The organism is Pseudomonas sp. 14P_8.1_Bac3 (assembly GCF_025466085.1).
Taxonomy (GTDB): Bacteria; Pseudomonadota; Gammaproteobacteria; order Pseudomonadales; family Pseudomonadaceae; genus Aquipseudomonas.
This window is the reverse complement of sequence record NZ_JANLOD010000048.1, coordinates 297,962-313,273: the sequence shown is the minus strand read 5'-3', so window position 1 is coordinate 313,273 and position 15,312 is coordinate 297,962. Positions and strand designations below refer to the sequence as shown.

The following is a 15,312-nucleotide window of genomic DNA, read 5'->3' as shown; positions in this document are numbered from 1 at the left end:
AATCCCCGGCCACCTCTCTGTAGGAGCCTGCGCGCGCCTACAGAGATCAATGTTTTGCCAGATGAATCAATACAAAATCATTGTTATCGAAACGCCCGCTTAATACCGGTTGTAGCGTGCCCAATACACTGCCGTGCAATGCGTTGTAATCACTCTGATCCATCATTATCCACGCCGGTCCCGGGACACTTTCCAGCTCCTGAATCGACTCGGTAAACAGCGGTTGCAGGTCCTCCCCGATATTGACCATGAACTTGATCGCCTTGGCGTCCTTGCCCAGACCGTGCAACACCAGTGGCGCCGGGTCTCGCTGCACTAAAGCAAACGCAGCGCGACTGAACGTCCGGGTGTCGTAGAGCCGACGCTCAACCGGTTCGAACGCCGCAATGTAAACCAGCCACAACGCCAGTATCGCGCACAACGCCAGGCCTTGCGCCCGCCATTGCGACTTCAGCAGCACGACGATAGCGATGACCTGCAGCGCGCCGAGGGTGATCAATACCGAAGTCAGCGGCTCTGCCAATCGTCGCTGAGCGATCAGCAACCCAACGATCAGCAGCGTCGGCATGACCAGCCACAAGCCCTGCATGCCCCCACGCAACCAGGCAAACACCCGACCTTGCGCCACCTGAAACGGATACGCCGCGATGATCGCCACCAGCGGCAACATCGGCAGCACGTAGCGGGCTTTCTTCGCCTGGGGAATCGACAATCCGACCAGCACGATCAACGCCGCCGCCGTGCAGTAATGCACCAGCTGCAACGCCGGTCTGGCCTGACGCGAATCCGTCAGCCACACCGCCGCCAGCACGAGCAATGCCAGGGGATAGGCCAGCGCGTAGTTGCCCAGCGAACCGGTCAGGTAATACAGCGAACCGCTCACACCTTCACTGCCGTCCATGCGCCCGAGGAACTGCATGCGCACCACGTCATGCATGAACGCCGGGCCGCCGCTGCGTTCGGCCAGCCACAACAACAGGCCGACACACACCGCCAGCAGCAATGCCGCGCTCAGGCCGAAGCCAAACAGGCGCCGCCATTGGCGATTGATCAGGAAATAGCTGCACAACATGCCGGTGGGGATCACCAGGCCGATTGGCCCACGAATGCCGAAACCCAGCAGCAACAGCGCCAGAATCAGCCACCATCGGCGTCCGGCCGCGAAGTGGTCGGCGGCATAACCCAGGTAGAACACGGCGAACGCCACGGCGGCGAGCATCACGTCCTGGGACACCGCGCGGGTTTCGGTGATGAAGGTGCTGGTCATCAGCATCAGGGCGATGCTCAGCAGCGCCCAGCGCGGGGAATAGGGCGCCACCAAGCGGAACATCAAGGTAACGATGACCGCAGCGGCGATTACGCTCGGCAACCAGGCGCTGAAGCTGTTGACCTGCCCGAACGGCAACGACAGCAGCCAGATGAACAGGGTCGAGAGCGCCGAATAATCGGCGTAGGGCTCACCATAGGTGGTGGGAAACACCGATGGTCCATGGCGCAACATTTCCTGGGCAAACAGCACGAACCGCGAGTCGAAGCCGATGGCCGCCTGCTGATACACCCCGGCACTGAACAGCAGCAGCGCCAGCAACCCGATACCCAGGGACTGCTGACGGATGCGCGGCGATATAGCGATCAAGCGACAACCGACGCCGTTGGCCATTGCAGATGCGGAATCGGCAACTTGCGCGATTCACCACGGCCCATCGGGAAGTACATGAAACCGTTGCGCGCCAGACGATCGGCGTCGTACAGGTTGCGCCCGTCGAAGATCACCGGCGCGTTGAGCCGCTGCTGGATCAGGTTGAAATCCGGGGCCTTGAACTGCTGCCACTCGGTGCAGATGATCAACGCATCGGCGCCGGCCAACACCGATTCCGGCGTTCCCATGAGCATCAACTTCGCTTCGTCGGGGTACAACTGCTGGGTTTCCTGCATCGCTTCCGGGTCGAAGGCACGTACGCTGGCACCGGCGGCCCACAGGGATTCCAGCAGGACGCGGCTCGGCGCGTCGCGCATGTCGTCGGTGTTCGGTTTGAACGCCAGGCCCCACACGGCGAATGTCTTGCCGCGCAGATCGCCTTTGTAGAACGCGTTGATGCGTTCGAACAGCTTGTGTTTCTGCCGTTGGTTGATCGCTTCCACGGCTTGCAGCAGGTCGCTGGAACAGTGCGCTTCCTCGGCGCTGTGGATCAGCGCGCGCATGTCTTTGGGGAAGCACGAACCGCCATAACCGCAGCCGGGGTAGATGAAGTGGTAGCCGATACGCGAGTCGGCACCGATGCCCAGGCGCACCGATTCGATGTCGGCGCCGAGGTGCTCGGCCAGTTCGGCGATCTGGTTGATGAAGCTGATCTTGGTCGCCAGCATGCAGTTGGCCGCGTATTTGGTCAGCTCGGCGCTGCGCAGGTCCATGAACATGATCCGGTCATGGTTGCGGTTGAACGGCGCATAGAGGTCGCGCATGACGTCGCGCACCTCATCGCTTTCGCAGCCGATGACGATGCGGTCCGGACGCCGGCAATCGGCCACGGCCGAGCCTTCCTTCAAGAACTCGGGGTTGGAGACAATCTCGAACTGCAGCAAGCGGCCGACCTTGAGCAGGCATTTGTCGATGTGCGCGCGCAAGGTGTCACCAGTGCCCACGGGAACGGTGGATTTTTCCACCAGGATCACCGGTTGCTCGCGATGCCGGGCCACCGCTTCGCCCACCGACAGCACGTAGCGCAGGTCCGCCGAACCGTCCTCCCGGGACGGCGTGCCAACCGCGATGAATAGCACCTTGCCGTGTTGCACCGCGAGTTTTTCGTCCGTGGTGAATTGCAGGCGCTTGGCTTCCAGGCTTTCACGCACGAGGCTGGCGAGCCCTGGCTCGAAAATGCTCACGTGGCCCTGTTGCAGCAACTCGATTTTTTTCTCGTCGATGTCCATGCAGACGACGTCGTGGCCGACTTCAGCCAGAACAGCGGCCTGCACCAGGCCCACGTAACCGCTCCCAAATACACTGATTTTCATAGGTCACTCCTGAGATTGGACGCAGCAGGTCGAGAGTTGATGGTGACGACGCCGAGGATGACCAGCGCCACCCCGAGGCTTTTGAACAGGCTGAAATCTTCGTTGAACGCCGGCAACGCGGCGGCCAGCAGGTACACCAGCGCGTAGCTGATGCTCAACAGCGAATAGGCCCGGCCCAGCGGCACGTCGCGCAGGGCGGCGAGCCAACTGAGCATCGACAGGGCATAGGCAAGAATTGCCAGCAGCACGACGACGACTGCGCTCGGATCAATCGGAGCATCAAGCATCTGTTCGGGGGGCGGCAGACGGGTCATGCTCCAGCGCATGCCCAGTTGCGCGGCGCTGCCCAGCAGCACGCTGCCGAGGGCGAAAGCGAGGCCACGGCGCAGGCTCATGTGTGCAACCCCAGCAAAATGACACCGCCAATCACCAGTGCCACGCCCAGCCAGTGACGACGGTCGATGGCTTCGTGGAAGACAAAGCGGGCGATCAGGGTGATCAATACGAAATTCAGGCTCAGCATCGGGTAGGCAAGGCCGACTTCCAGGCGCTGCAACACCAGCAGCCACACCAGCAGGCCCGCGCCCAGGGCCACGAGCGCCAGCCACAACCACGGCGAACGCAGTTTTTCAGCCCAGCCCGACATGCCGCCGCGCCAGCTTTCCACCGCATATTTCTGGGCGATCTGGCCCACGCAGGTCAGCAGGCAGGCGGCCAATACCAGCACCAGGCTCATGATGCACCCTGGGGGAAAATCAGAATCACAAGGTTGCCTTGTTCATAGCGTTTGCCATCCTTGGGCAAGCGGTCGATTTCACGCAGTTCGTCCTCACCTTTGACCCGCATCAGCACGCCCACCGAACCTTTCTGGCGGGCGTCGCGCATCCACTGCTGCACACGATCGGGGTCGACTTGCTGCTGCGCGCCATCAGGATAAGCGAGGCCATATTTCAGTTCGCCTATCGTGTTGTACAACGCCACGTCCGCACGCTTCAGGCGCCAGGCCAGGGCCGACGCAGCGCCCAGGTCGTTGCTCAGCAACGCACCGGACTGGCCGAGTTCGTCGAGATGCTGGAGGACGAACTGGTCGGGCATCTTGTTCGCCACCACTGCTTCGGGCAGCGCCGCCGGCACGACGCCGATCAGCAACAGGCTGCCAAAGGCCGGTGCCGCCCAGCATTGCAGCGGCCGGAACGCTTGCAGCAGATTGGCCATGATCCAACCGATCAGGCCGATGAATATCAGCACCAGATTGTGCAGTTCATGGGAGTACAACGGCTTCTTCAGTTGCAGGTAGACCAGAACGATCAGGGTGGTCAGACCCAGGAGCAGGTTGAGCAAGCCATTGAGGCCCAGCGCGCGGCTTTGCTCCAGGCGCAAGCGATCCGCCAGCGCATGGCCCAGCAACAAGGCCAGGGGCAGCAGGCACGGCAGGATGTAGCTCGGCAGTTTGCCTTTGCTCAGGCTGAAAAATAACAGCGGCATCACCAGCCACAGCAACAGGAACCCGATATTCGCCTGCTGACGTGTTTGCCACGCTTGGCGCAGTGCCGGAGGCAACAGCGCCACCCACGGCAGACTGAACGCCACCAGCAACGGCAGGTAGTACCACCATGGCGCGTCATGCTGGGCGTCGTCGCCGGCAAAACGGCGAATGTGCTCATGCCAGAAAAAGAATCGCCAGTAATCCGGTTCCTGCGCGTGCACCGCCAAGGCCCACGGCAGGCTCACCGCCAAGGCAACCGCAATCGCCACCGGGCCGTAGAGCAACAGTTCACGCCAGCGCTTTTGCCAGAGCATCCAGGGCAGGGCGATCAACATCGGCAGCAGCCAGGCCAGAAAGCCCTTGGTCATGAACCCCATGCCACAGGCCAGGCCCAGCAGCGCCCAACTGATCAGACGCTGGCCACGGCTGACGCTGTCCAGCGCAAACCAAAGGGCCACCAGACTCAGGTTGACCCACAAGGTGAATTGCGGATCGAGGTTGGCGTAACCGGCGGCACCGGCGACGACGGTGAAACTCATGTACAGCAGCGCACAGGCAAAACTTTTACGTGGCTCGTCCCACAGCCGGCGGGCGATCAGGTAACACAGCAGCACGCTGAGCGCCGAGCACAGGGCCGAGGCGAAACGCACACCGAACAGGTTGTTGCCAAACACGGCCTGACTGAGGGCGATCATCCAGTAACCGGCTATCGGCTTTTCGAAATAGCGCAGGCTCATGAAGTGGGGCGATACCCAGTTATCGCTCAGGAGCATGCCCTGGCTGATTTGCGCGTAGCGGGTTTCGTCCGGAATCCACAGACCATGACTGGCCAGTGGCAGCAGATAGGCCAGCAGACACAGGCCCAGCAACAATGGCAATGCCCAGCGTTTGCTCATGCGCCTTGCACTCCCAGCCAGCCTTCACGACCGTCGAGCGCGCCGCGCAGCACGCGGCCACGGGGCAAGGCGTCCGGTGTGTCCGGCAGCAAGTGACCCAAGGGTTGAAAGTGGATATCACGCTGGCGTGCCTCAGCCAGCAGCGCGCGAAAATGATTGGCCATCAGAATCCCTTCTACTTCGGCATGAATGGTGTAGGCGTTGTGGTGCTGCGGGGTGAACCGGTCAAGAATGAAGGCGTTGAAATCGTTGGCGGCGAGGCTCGGCCCGACTACTTCATCAAAGGTGGGCAGGTCCACCGGAATCTGCGGTGCACCAAGGCCGCCCGTGGGCAAGGCCGGCCGGAACAGGCTATGGCCGCGGCAATCGCTGTTGTACAGAAAGCCGAAACCTTGTTTGGCCTCAATGATCCGGTCATCCGCGCGCCAGCCAGCGGAGGCCGAACACCGGATGGGTTCGCCGAGAATGTCGTTGAGCGTGTCGACGCCCCGGCGAATCTGCTCGGTCAACTGGGCGTTGCTCCAGCGCCCGGCATTGGCCTGCCAGGCGTGGTGATCCCAGGCGTGCAGGCCGACTTCATGCCCCGCCGCCCGGGTTTGCCGCATCAGGTGCCCGAGGTCACGGCCAATCGGCTTGCCCGGCCACGCGGTGCCGGCCAGCAGGATGTCCCAGCCATAGAGGCCGGCCGCGTTGGAACGCAGCATTTTCCAGAGGAACTGCGGGCGGATCAGACGCCATAGATGCCGGCCCATGTTGTCCGGCCCGACGCTGAAGAAAAACGTCGCTTTGACCTGGGCTTCATCGAGCATTTCCAGAAGCCGCGGCACGCCTTCACGGGTGCCGCGGTAGGTGTCGACATCAATCCGAAGGCCCGCCTGCATCAACGTTTGTCCCTGATTTCGAGCATCGCTTCACGCAGGAAGAAGTCCAGCGTGTTGCCGATGGTTTCGCTCATCTCCACCGTGGGCGCCCAGTCCAGCAAACGTCGGGCGTTGTCGATGCTCGGCTTGCGGTGCGATACGTCCTGGTAGCCCGAACCGTAGAACGCCTTGCTTTCCACGTCGCGGAAACCGGCAAACGGCGGGAAGTTGTGGCGCAGCGGATGGGCTTCGAACTGTCGCAGCAACTCTTCGCCCAGCTGGCGGATGCTGGCTTCGTTGTCCGGATTGCCAATGTTGATGATCTGGCCGTTACAGGCGTTGTTGCGGTTGTCGATGATCCGCGCCAGCGCTTCCACGCCGTCGGCAATGTCGGTGAAGCAGCGTTTTTGCTCGCCACCGTCGAACAGGCGGATCGGCGTGCCTTCCACCAGGTTGAGGATCAGTTGGGTGATCGCCCGGGAGCTGCCGATACGTGCAGAATCGAGTCGATCCAGGCGCGGGCCCATCCAGTTGAAAGGGCGGAACAGGGTGAAGTTCAGGCCTTTCTGGCCGTAAGCCCAGATCACCCGGTCGAGCAGCTGCTTGGAAGTCGAGTAGATCCAGCGTTGCTTGTTGATCGGCCCGACCACCAGGTTGGACGTGTCCTCGTCGAACTTGTCGTCCTGGCACATGCCGTAGACTTCCGAGGTCGACGGGAAGATCACCCGCTTGTTGTACTTGACGCAGTAGCGCACCAACTTCAGGTTTTCTTCGAAATCCAGCTCGAACACCCGCAGCGGGTTGCGGGTGTATTCGATCGGTGTGGCAATCGCCACCAGCGGCAGGATCACGTCGCACTTCTTGATGTGGTACTCGATCCACTCAGAGTGAATGCTGATGTCGCCTTCGACGAAGTGGAAATTCGGATGGCTGCGCAAACGCTCGATGGCGTCGCTGCCGATGTCCAGGCCGTAGACCTCGTATTGATCATCGCGCAGCAACCGTTCGGACAGGTGATTGCCGATGAAGCCGTTGACGCCAAGGATCAGCACCCGTGTGCGCCGTGGTGCACGCGCGGATTCGGCACCGCGCAGCACGGAGCCCTCGACCAGACCGAGTTCAGCAGCCAGTTGCGGGCCGCTCAGGTACAAGCCGTTGTCGTTGCGTTGGCCGGCGCTGATCACCAGGGAGTCTTCGCCGCAGGCAATGCGCAACGGATCGACGCTGATGACCCGGCCCGGCGCCAGGCCGTCGTTGCCCTTGACCACCTCGGCGCTCCAGACAATCAGTTTGTGCTCGCTCACCGCACAGAAGGCACCGGGGTAGGGTTGGGTCACGGCGCGAACCAGGTTGAACAGCTGCTCGGCCGGACGGTTCCAGTCCAGCTTGCCGTCGGCGGGGGTGCGCCGGCCGAATACCGTGGCTTTGGTTTCGTCCTGTGGGGTTTCGTTGACTTTGCCAGCGAGCAACGTCGGCAGCGTATCGCGCAGCAGGTCCGCGGCCGCCACGCGCAGTTTGCCGTGCAGGCTCAATGCGGTGTCACTGCGCTCAATCGGCACCCGTTGCTGGGCAAGGATGGCACCGGCGTCGGCGCGCTTGACCATGCGGTGCAACGTCACGCCGGTTTCGCTTTCGCCGTTGACCAGCACCCAGTTGGCCGGCGCGCGCCCGCGGTAGCGTGGCAGCAACGAACCGTGCAGGTTGAACGCGCCTTTGCGCGCCGTGGCCAGCAACGGCTCGCTCAACAGGTGGCGGTAGTAGAAGGAAAACAGGAAGTCGGGATCGAGCTGGGCGATGCGCTCGATCCACAGCGGGTGATTGACGTCTTCCGGGGCGTGCACCGGGATGCCACGGCGGGCGCACAGTTGCGCGACGGAAGCGTAGAAGGCGTTCTCCTTCGGATCATCGGCGTGGGTAAACACCGCGGCGATGTCGTAACCGGCGCTGAGCAGCGTTTCGATGCCGGCACAGCCAATATCGTGATAGGCGAAAACAACAGTTTTGGCTTTTGAGCTCATGAGAGAACCTGATCGGAGGAAGTAGAAGTGAGGCCATCAACGGTGACTACGGAAGCGGGTGCGGCAGGCTGGCTGCGCAGGACTTTTTCAATGAAGAACCGAGGGCGGGCGCGGACGTCGCTGTACATCCGCCCCAGGTACTCGCCCAGCAGGCCCATACCGATGAACTGGCCACCGGTGAACACGAACAGCACCGCGAACAACACGAACGTGCCGTCGCCGGCCCAACTGGCGCCGAACACCAGGCGCAGCACGATCAGCGCGGTAGCGAACGCCACGCCGAGCCCGGCCATGGCGAAACCGACGATACTCAGTAGCCGCAGCGGGGTGGTGGTCATGCAGGTGATCAGGTCGAACATCAGGTTGACCAGGCGCATCGGGCTGTACTTCGATTCGCCGTGTTCGCGCTCGGCGTGGGTCACGAGGATTTCCGTGGTGTGCCGGGCGAAACTGTTGGCCAGGATCGGGATGAAGGTGCTGCGTTCGCGGCAGGCGAGCATCGCGTCGACAATCGAGCGGCGATAAGCACGGAGCATGCAGCCATAGTCACTCATGGCCACGCCGGTGGAGCGCTGCACCGCGAGGTTGATCAGCTTCGACGGCCAGCGCCGCAGGGCCGAGTCCTGGCGATTGCTGCGCACGGTGGCGACCACGTCATAGCCCAGCTCGGCCTGGGCCACCAGGCGCGGAATCTCTTCCGGCGGGTTTTGCAGGTCGGCATCAAGGGTGATGACGACATCGCCCTTGCATTGCTCGAACCCGGCCATGATTGCCGCGTGCTGGCCGTAATTGCGGTTGAGAATGACCGCCACCACCGGACTGCAATCACGACTGGCGGCTTCTTCGAGCAGTTGCGCCGAGTGATCGCGACTGCCGTCATCCACCATGACGATTTCGTAGTCATGGTGCAGTTCCCGGCACGCCGCTTCGGTGCGCCGCAGCAACTCGGGCAGGCTGTCTTGCTCGTTGTAGACCGGGATGACGATCGATACGCAACGGATCGGATAGGGTTTCACAGGCGAGTGTCCAGTGTCTGTTCAATGGCGCTGACGACACGGTCGACATCGTCGCCGGTCATGTCGGGGAACAAGGGAATCGAGCACAGGCGGGCCGAGTTCCATTCGGTGTTGGGCAGGTACAGGTTGGGGAAGCGCTGGCGATACCAGGTGTGCAGATGCGTGGCGATGAAGTGAATGCCGGTGCCGATGTTCTGTGCCTGCAAGGCCTTCATGAACGCTTCGCGGTCAAGTCCGCAGCGTTCGGTGTCGATGCGCAGGATGAACAGGTGCCAGGCGTGTTGCTGCGAATACGTCGGAATCGCCAGCGGTTGCACCGGCAAGCCTTCGAACCTTTGCAGATAGGTTCTGGCCAGTGCGCTACGTTTGGCGTTGATCTCGTCGAGGCGCTCCAGTTGCACCAGGGCGATGGCGGCGTTGATGTCGGCCAGGTTGTATTTGAAACCCGGTTCCATGACCTGGGCCTGCGGCTTGCGGCCGTGGGTCATGCGGTCGTAGGCATCGACGCCGAGCCCGTGAAACTTGAGCATGCGCACCCGATTGGCCAGCGCTTCATCGTCGCTGACGAACATCGCACCTTCGGCGCAGGTCATGTTCTTGATCGCGTGGAACGAGAAGATCGCGGTGCCTTTGGCGCCGACGTGACGGTCCTTGTAGCGGGTGCCGGCGGCGTGGGCGGCGTCTTCGATCACCGGGATTCCGTGCTTGTCGGCGAGGGCGTAGAGCGGATCGAGATCGAACGCCGCACCCGCGTAATGCACCGGGATGATCGCCCGGGTGCGCGGGGTGATGGCCGCTTCGATGCTCTCAATGCTGCTCATCAATGTGTCGCGATCAACGTCGACAAACACCGGCGTCGCCCCCAACAGGCAGATCATGTTGGCGGTGGAAACCCAGGTCTGGGAGGGTGTGATGACTTCGTCGCCAGGACCGATGCCCAACGCCAGCAACGTGACGTGCATCGCTCCGGTGGCGGAGGACAGTGCGACGGCATGCTTGCAATCGACATAGTTGGCGAAGTGCTCTTCGAGTTGCTGGTTTTTCGGCCCGGTAGTGATCCAGCCGGAGCGCAATACTTGCTCTACGGCGGCAATTTCTTCATCGCCGATACTGGGGCGGGAGAAGGGTAGAAAAGCTTCACTCATAGGGAAACCTCGGGGCGTAAGCCGTCCTTCGGACAAAGTGCCGAAACAAACGGGATTCAACGGTTTAGTGGCCTGCCCGGGACGGATCGCATTTGACTTTTGCGGCCGTGGGCGGCAGGTTGGGAGCCGGTCGGGGCTCACCTGTTGTAAATGAGGTTAGGCGAGATTTTGTGAAAGGAACATAAAAATACGGTCGCGGAATCGTTTATCTGAACGTTATTAAGCCAATGTTCAGGCTCCTGCCGCTCATCGCACTTCTTAATAGAAAAGTCCTACGGAAGTGTCCCGTTTTATATGAGGAATGTTTCAATCCTTAGTTGTTGTATTGGTCTGTTTTCACCCAAGGCCGTTTTTTGACTTACCTGTTGCCGAGTTACGTATTCCCCCATCCAACCGATGCCCGTTTTTATCTGGCGCGACTGGCGCCGTCCAGCCGGTCGACTATGCGTTATGTGTTGCAGGACGCTGGCGACCGATGGATCGCCTCTAAGGTTCGCTCAGCACATGCGCATGGCCGATGGTCGAGACGTGAACCGCGCTGCCGGTGGGTGGCGCGTAGAGGCCGGAACTGCGCACCAGCAACGATCGGCCGGGCTGATCGGCGGAGGGCAGGGGCTCCAGTTCCACGGTCAGGGTGCAGGTGTTGCCGCTGAAGTCGCGTTCGGTCACCACGGCGCGGCAGCCGGTGGGCTCTGCAACGCTGGGCAGGATGCTGACCAGTTGCAACTGCTCGGGTCGCAGCATGATCTGCGCGCAGCGGTTGTTGCGATGGTTGTTGACCGGGATCCGTCCCAGGTCGCAATGGGCCCAGCCGGCCTCTATTCGGGCAGGCATGACGACGGCATCGCCCAGGAACAATGCGGTCTGTTCGTCGCTCGGGTGACGGTAAAGGTCCAGCGGGTGACCTGACTGCACCAGCCGGCCGTCACGCATGACCGCCAATTGATCGGCAAACGACAGCGCTTCGCTCTGGTCATGGGTCACCAGGATGGTGGTGACCCCGGCATCGGCCAGCAACCGCGCCACCAGTTTGCGCATGGCGGCGCGCAAGCCGGTGTCGAGCGCGGAGAACGGCTCGTCCAGCAGCATCAGGCGCGGTTGTTGCGCCAGGGCCCGCGCCAAAGCCACCCGTTGTTGCTGGCCACCAGACAGTTCATGGGGCCAACGCTCGGCCATGTTCGCCTCAAGTGCCACGCTGTCCATCAACTGGGCGATGCGCTCGCGTTTTTCCTGGCCCTTGACCGCCAGGCCAAAGCCGATGTTGGCAGCCACGGTCATGTGCGGAAACAGCGCGCCGTCCTGCGGCACGTAACCGATCTGGCGTTGGTGCGCCGGCACTTCGTGGGTGGCGTCGACCAGCGTCTGGCCGTTGAGCGACAGGCGCCCGGCATCCGGAAACTCGAAGCCGGCGATCATCCGCAGCAACGTGGTCTTGCCCGACCCCGAAGGGCCGACGATCACGGTGCGGCTGCCCGTCGGCACCGACAGGTTGATGTTGTCCAAGGCCCGGTGCGCGCCATAGGATTTGCAGACTGAATGCAGTTCAAGTGCGTTCATCGACCCGCCGCTCGTTTGGATTGGTGATAGAGAAGCCCGGTCAATGGCAGCGACAGCAGAATCATCAACAGGGCGTAAGGCGCCGCTGCGGCGTAGTCGATTTCGCTGGTCAATGCCCAGAATCCGGTCGCCAGCGTGCGTGTGCCGTTGGGAGCCAGGAGCAGGGTGGCGGTCAGTTCGTTGGTGATTGCCAGGAACACCAGCGCGGCGCCCGCGGCAGCACCGGGCGCGGCCAGGCGCAAGGTGATCAGCCATAACGCCCGACCCGGCGAGCGACCCAGGCTGCGGGCGACGTTCTCCAGCTCAACCGGCGCCTGAGCGAAGCCCGCCCGCAAACTCACCAGCGCACGGGGTAAAAACATCAGCAGGTACGCCAGCAGCACGGTGATCGTGGTCTGATAAATCGGCCGCGCGAACTGCACAGTGACGGTTACCAGGGCCAATGCGACAACAATGCCCGGCAGGGAACTGGTGATGTAGTTGCAGCTTTCGAGGATCCGCTGCAAGCGCCCCGGCGAGCGAATCGACAGCCAGGCAATCGGAATCGCGGCGCACGTGGTGAGCGCCGCGCCGGCGACTCCAAGCAGCAAGGTCTGTTGCAGGGCCGGCAGCAGTTCGCTCATCTGCCAGACCTGCGCACCACCGGCGATCAACCATTTGCCCAGTGTGATCAACGGCACCCCCAGCGACAGGGCGCAGGTGGTGATCAGCAGGATCAGCGCGAGCATGCGCGCGCCGGCCTTCAGGCGCACCACTCGCTGGTCGCGGGCACTGCCTGAGCCGACCCGTGCATACCGCGCATGACCCCGCGCGGCGGACTCGACCGTGAGCATCGCCAGGCAACACAAGGCGAGCACGCCGGCCAGCATGTGGGCGGCCGGCCCGTTGAAGGTGGATTTGAACTGATCGAAGATCGCCGTGGTGAAAGTGTCGAAGCGGATCATCGCGTATAGGCCATATTCGGCCAGCAGGTGCAGGCCAACCAACAAGGCGCCACCGCAGATGGCCAGGCGCAGCTGCGGCAACACCACGCGGAAAAACACCGCCCAGGGCTTGAGCCCCATGGATTGCGCGACGTCTTCAATGGCCGGATCGAGCCGGCGCAACGTCGCGGCAATCGGCAGGTAGAGAAAGGGGAAATAGGCGATCACCGACACCAGCACCCCGGCGAACAGGCCATTGATCGAGGGTATCAAGCTGACCCAGGCATAACTGTGCACGAAGGCCGGAACCGCCAGCGGCGCGATGGCCAGCAGCGACCACCCGCGCCGTCCGGACAGATCGCTGCGCTCGGTCAACCAGGCCAGGGTCGTGCCAAGGACGATGCAAAGGGGGATCGTGATCGCCACCAGCAGCACGGTGTTGATCAGCAGCTCGCCAACCCTTGGCCGCCACATCAGCGCTGACAGGGTCGCCCAACCGGTGTGCAGCGACACCCCGATGACGAAGGCAATCGGCAATAGCGACAGCAATGACACCAGCACCGACAAGCTGATCACCCACGCACCGCCGCGCCCCGCGAACAGCCCGCGGGAGCGACGGCGCAAATGGTCGGGAAGCGCCGCCGCGCCCTCCGCCGGTAGCGTTTCAGGCATCAATTCAAAGCAGCCCGGCCTGAGTCATCAACTCCACGGCTTTGCGACTGTCGAGTTTGGACGCATCGACCTTCGGCGCATCGAGTTGCTGCAAAGACAGCAGTTTCGGGTTGGATTCTGCGTTCTTGCCTATGGCGTATTCAAACGAGTTGCCGGTCTTGAGAATGGCCTGGCCGTCCTTGCCGGTCACATATTTAAGGAACGCCTGGGCCTGGTCTTTGTGCTTGCTGGACGCCAGCACGCCACCACCGGAGGTGCTCACAAACGCTCCCGGGTCCTTGTGCTTGAAGTAATGCAGGGCGGTGTTCTTGCTGTTTTCGCCGGTCTTGGCCTGATCGCCGAAGCGGTAATAGTGATAGATAACACCGCTGTCGACCTGACCGGCATTCACTGCCTTCAGCACCGAACTGTTGCCCCGGTAAGCGCTGAAATTGGTTTTCATCCCCTTCAACCAGTCGAGGGTAGCGGCTTCACCTTTGAGTTCCAGTACGGCGGCGACGATGGCCTGGAAGTCGGCGCCGGCTGGCGATGCGGCCCAGCGACCTTTCCATTTCGGCTCGGCAAGGTCCATCAGCGACTTCGGCAGTTCCGCTTCCGGCAGTTTGCTCGGGTTGTAGACGAACACTGTAGAGCGCGCGGCAATGCCCACCCAATTGCCATGGGCCGGGCGGTAAGCCGCATCGACCTGCTCCAGGGTGGCCGGCGCAACGGGCGTAAACAGCCCGGCGTTATCGACCAGCACCATGGCCGGGGAGTTTTCGGTGAGGAATACGTCGGCGGGAGACGCCGCGCCTTCCTGGACGATCTGGTTGCCCATCTCGGTGTCGTCGCCGTTGCGCACGGTGACTTTGATCCCGGTTTCCTTGGTGAAGCCTTCAATCCAGGCTTTGGTCAGGCTTTCGTGCTGGGCGTTGTAGACCACGATACCGTCGGCATCGGCAGCGTACGCGTGGCTGGCACTCAACAGGGCAAAGGTCAGCAGAACGTGTTTCAGCAACGAGGGAATTCGGCAATTCATGCGGTGGCGGCTCCAGTTATTGTTTTGATCGTGGACGCGGGCAGACCAGAGGGGGCGTCGATCAATTTGGGTCAATACGAATCATTAGCAGATTCAAGCGCCGCCAAATGTAAGGACCAGAATGAGAAAAAAACGTCAATTCAAGGCGTCACCGGGCAACCTTTTTGCGTTCCGCTCGCGGCACGGCTGATCAACGCTGCGAGGCGCTTGACGTTGTTCTGCTGGGCAATGACCAGATCGTCGATGGACGGGCCGGAGGGCGTTTGCAACGTGCTGCGGCAACTGATCAACGCGTTATCGCCTTCTCCGGCGCTGCGCAGGCGCCATTTGACGTCCATCAGCGCGTATTGACCGGGGATCGAATCGAAGCGCTGCACGTCGATGCGCACCGACACTTTGCGTTGCGGTGTGGCGTTGGCCAGTTGATCCACCAATGCGCTGCGCAATTCATCCGCCAGGCTCGCTGCCCACCATTGGGTTTCCAGAATTGCCAGGCCGCTGTTGCCCTGACGGATGACGATCTGCGGGCGATCGACCTGGGGCGGTACGCTGAGGCCTTCAATCTGGATTTCGCCACCCCCGCCACGGGTTCCGCTCAATTGCGCCGGTGTCAGGGTGTGGAATTGAATCGGCTCGCTGCGGCAGGCGACGAGCAACATCAGCGCAGTGACCAGCATTATCTTCATCGAAGCAACCATCGGTGCAGCTC

The 15,312-nt window shown here is 62.1% G+C and carries 13 protein-coding genes and 1 pseudogene; 1 reads left to right on the top strand and 13 read right to left on the bottom strand.

What is annotated here, in order from left to right; all coding sequences use genetic code 11:
• Window positions 1-46 precede the first annotated feature (46 nt).
• Genes NTD84_RS14170 through arnB form a run of 9 tightly spaced genes read right to left on the bottom strand, consistent with a single transcriptional unit; the run spans window position 47 to window position 10,433 of the window.
• A complete protein-coding gene (locus NTD84_RS14170) occupies window positions 47-1,660 on the bottom strand; it encodes an ArnT family glycosyltransferase (protein ID WP_262166486.1) in 1,614 nt (537 codons plus the stop codon).
• Window positions 1,633-3,012 carry a UDP-glucose dehydrogenase family protein gene (locus NTD84_RS14165; protein ID WP_262166483.1) on the bottom strand — a complete coding sequence of 460 codons (1,380 nt, stop codon included), beginning with the start codon at window positions 3,010-3,012 and terminating at the stop codon, window positions 1,633-1,635. The genes NTD84_RS14170 and NTD84_RS14165 overlap by 28 nt, the downstream gene beginning before the upstream one ends.
• The gene (gene arnF, locus NTD84_RS14160; RefSeq protein WP_262166480.1) at window positions 3,009-3,407 is read right to left on the bottom strand and encodes a 4-amino-4-deoxy-L-arabinose-phosphoundecaprenol flippase subunit ArnF; all 399 of its coding nucleotides are present in this window, start codon (window positions 3,405-3,407) and stop codon (window positions 3,009-3,011) included. The genes NTD84_RS14165 and arnF overlap by 4 nt, the downstream gene beginning before the upstream one ends.
• A complete protein-coding gene (gene arnE, locus NTD84_RS14155; RefSeq protein WP_262166478.1) occupies window positions 3,404-3,748 on the bottom strand; it encodes a 4-amino-4-deoxy-L-arabinose-phosphoundecaprenol flippase subunit ArnE in 345 nt (114 codons plus the stop codon). Before arnE ends, arnF begins: the two co-directional genes overlap by 4 nt.
• Window positions 3,745-5,394, bottom strand: coding sequence for a lipid IV(A) 4-amino-4-deoxy-L-arabinosyltransferase (arnT, locus tag NTD84_RS14150; protein WP_262166476.1), 1,650 nt, complete (start codon window positions 5,392-5,394; stop codon window positions 3,745-3,747). Before arnT ends, arnE begins: the two co-directional genes overlap by 4 nt.
• Window positions 5,391-6,275 carry a 4-deoxy-4-formamido-L-arabinose-phosphoundecaprenol deformylase gene (arnD, locus tag NTD84_RS14145; protein ID WP_262166474.1) on the bottom strand — a complete coding sequence of 295 codons (885 nt, stop codon included), beginning with the start codon at window positions 6,273-6,275 and terminating at the stop codon, window positions 5,391-5,393. The genes arnT and arnD overlap by 4 nt, the downstream gene beginning before the upstream one ends.
• Window positions 6,275-8,272: a bifunctional UDP-4-amino-4-deoxy-L-arabinose formyltransferase/UDP-glucuronic acid oxidase ArnA gene (gene arnA, locus NTD84_RS14140; protein WP_262166471.1), complete on the bottom strand. Its 1,998-nt coding sequence runs from the start codon at window positions 8,270-8,272 to the stop codon at window positions 6,275-6,277. Before arnA ends, arnD begins: the two co-directional genes overlap by 1 nt.
• Entirely contained in the window at window positions 8,269-9,288 is a 1,020-nt protein-coding gene (gene arnC / locus NTD84_RS14135) for an undecaprenyl-phosphate 4-deoxy-4-formamido-L-arabinose transferase (RefSeq protein WP_262166469.1), read from the bottom strand. The genes arnA and arnC overlap by 4 nt, the downstream gene beginning before the upstream one ends.
• Entirely contained in the window at window positions 9,285-10,433 is a 1,149-nt protein-coding gene (gene arnB / locus NTD84_RS14130) for a UDP-4-amino-4-deoxy-L-arabinose aminotransferase (RefSeq protein WP_262166468.1), read from the bottom strand. The genes arnC and arnB overlap by 4 nt, the downstream gene beginning before the upstream one ends.
• Before the next feature lie 301 nt (window positions 10,434-10,734).
• Between arnB and NTD84_RS14125 the strand changes: the two are divergent.
• Window positions 10,735-10,909 (top strand): annotated as a pseudogene (locus NTD84_RS14125) (integrase); the annotation flags it as partial.
• Between the two features lie 10 nt (window positions 10,910-10,919).
• Here the strand turns inward: NTD84_RS14125 and NTD84_RS14120 are convergent.
• From NTD84_RS14120 to NTD84_RS14105, 4 genes are all read right to left on the bottom strand, one after another.
• Window positions 10,920-11,990, bottom strand: a complete 1,071-nt coding sequence (locus tag NTD84_RS14120; protein ID WP_262166466.1) for an ABC transporter ATP-binding protein — start codon at window positions 11,988-11,990, stop codon at window positions 10,920-10,922.
• Window positions 11,987-13,585 (bottom strand): ABC transporter permease, encoded by a 1,599-nt coding sequence (locus tag NTD84_RS14115; RefSeq protein ID WP_262166464.1) that lies wholly within the window; start codon window positions 13,583-13,585, stop codon window positions 11,987-11,989. Before NTD84_RS14115 ends, NTD84_RS14120 begins: the two co-directional genes overlap by 4 nt.
• A gap of 4 nt (window positions 13,586-13,589) precedes the next feature.
• Window positions 13,590-14,603 (bottom strand): iron ABC transporter substrate-binding protein, encoded by a 1,014-nt coding sequence (locus NTD84_RS14110; RefSeq protein ID WP_262166463.1) that lies wholly within the window; start codon window positions 14,601-14,603, stop codon window positions 13,590-13,592.
• A gap of 140 nt (window positions 14,604-14,743) precedes the next feature.
• Complete coding sequence (locus tag NTD84_RS14105) at window positions 14,744-15,301, bottom strand: membrane integrity-associated transporter subunit PqiC (protein WP_262166461.1); 558 nt, start codon at window positions 15,299-15,301, stop codon at window positions 14,744-14,746.
• Window positions 15,302-15,312: the final 11 nt, after the last annotated feature.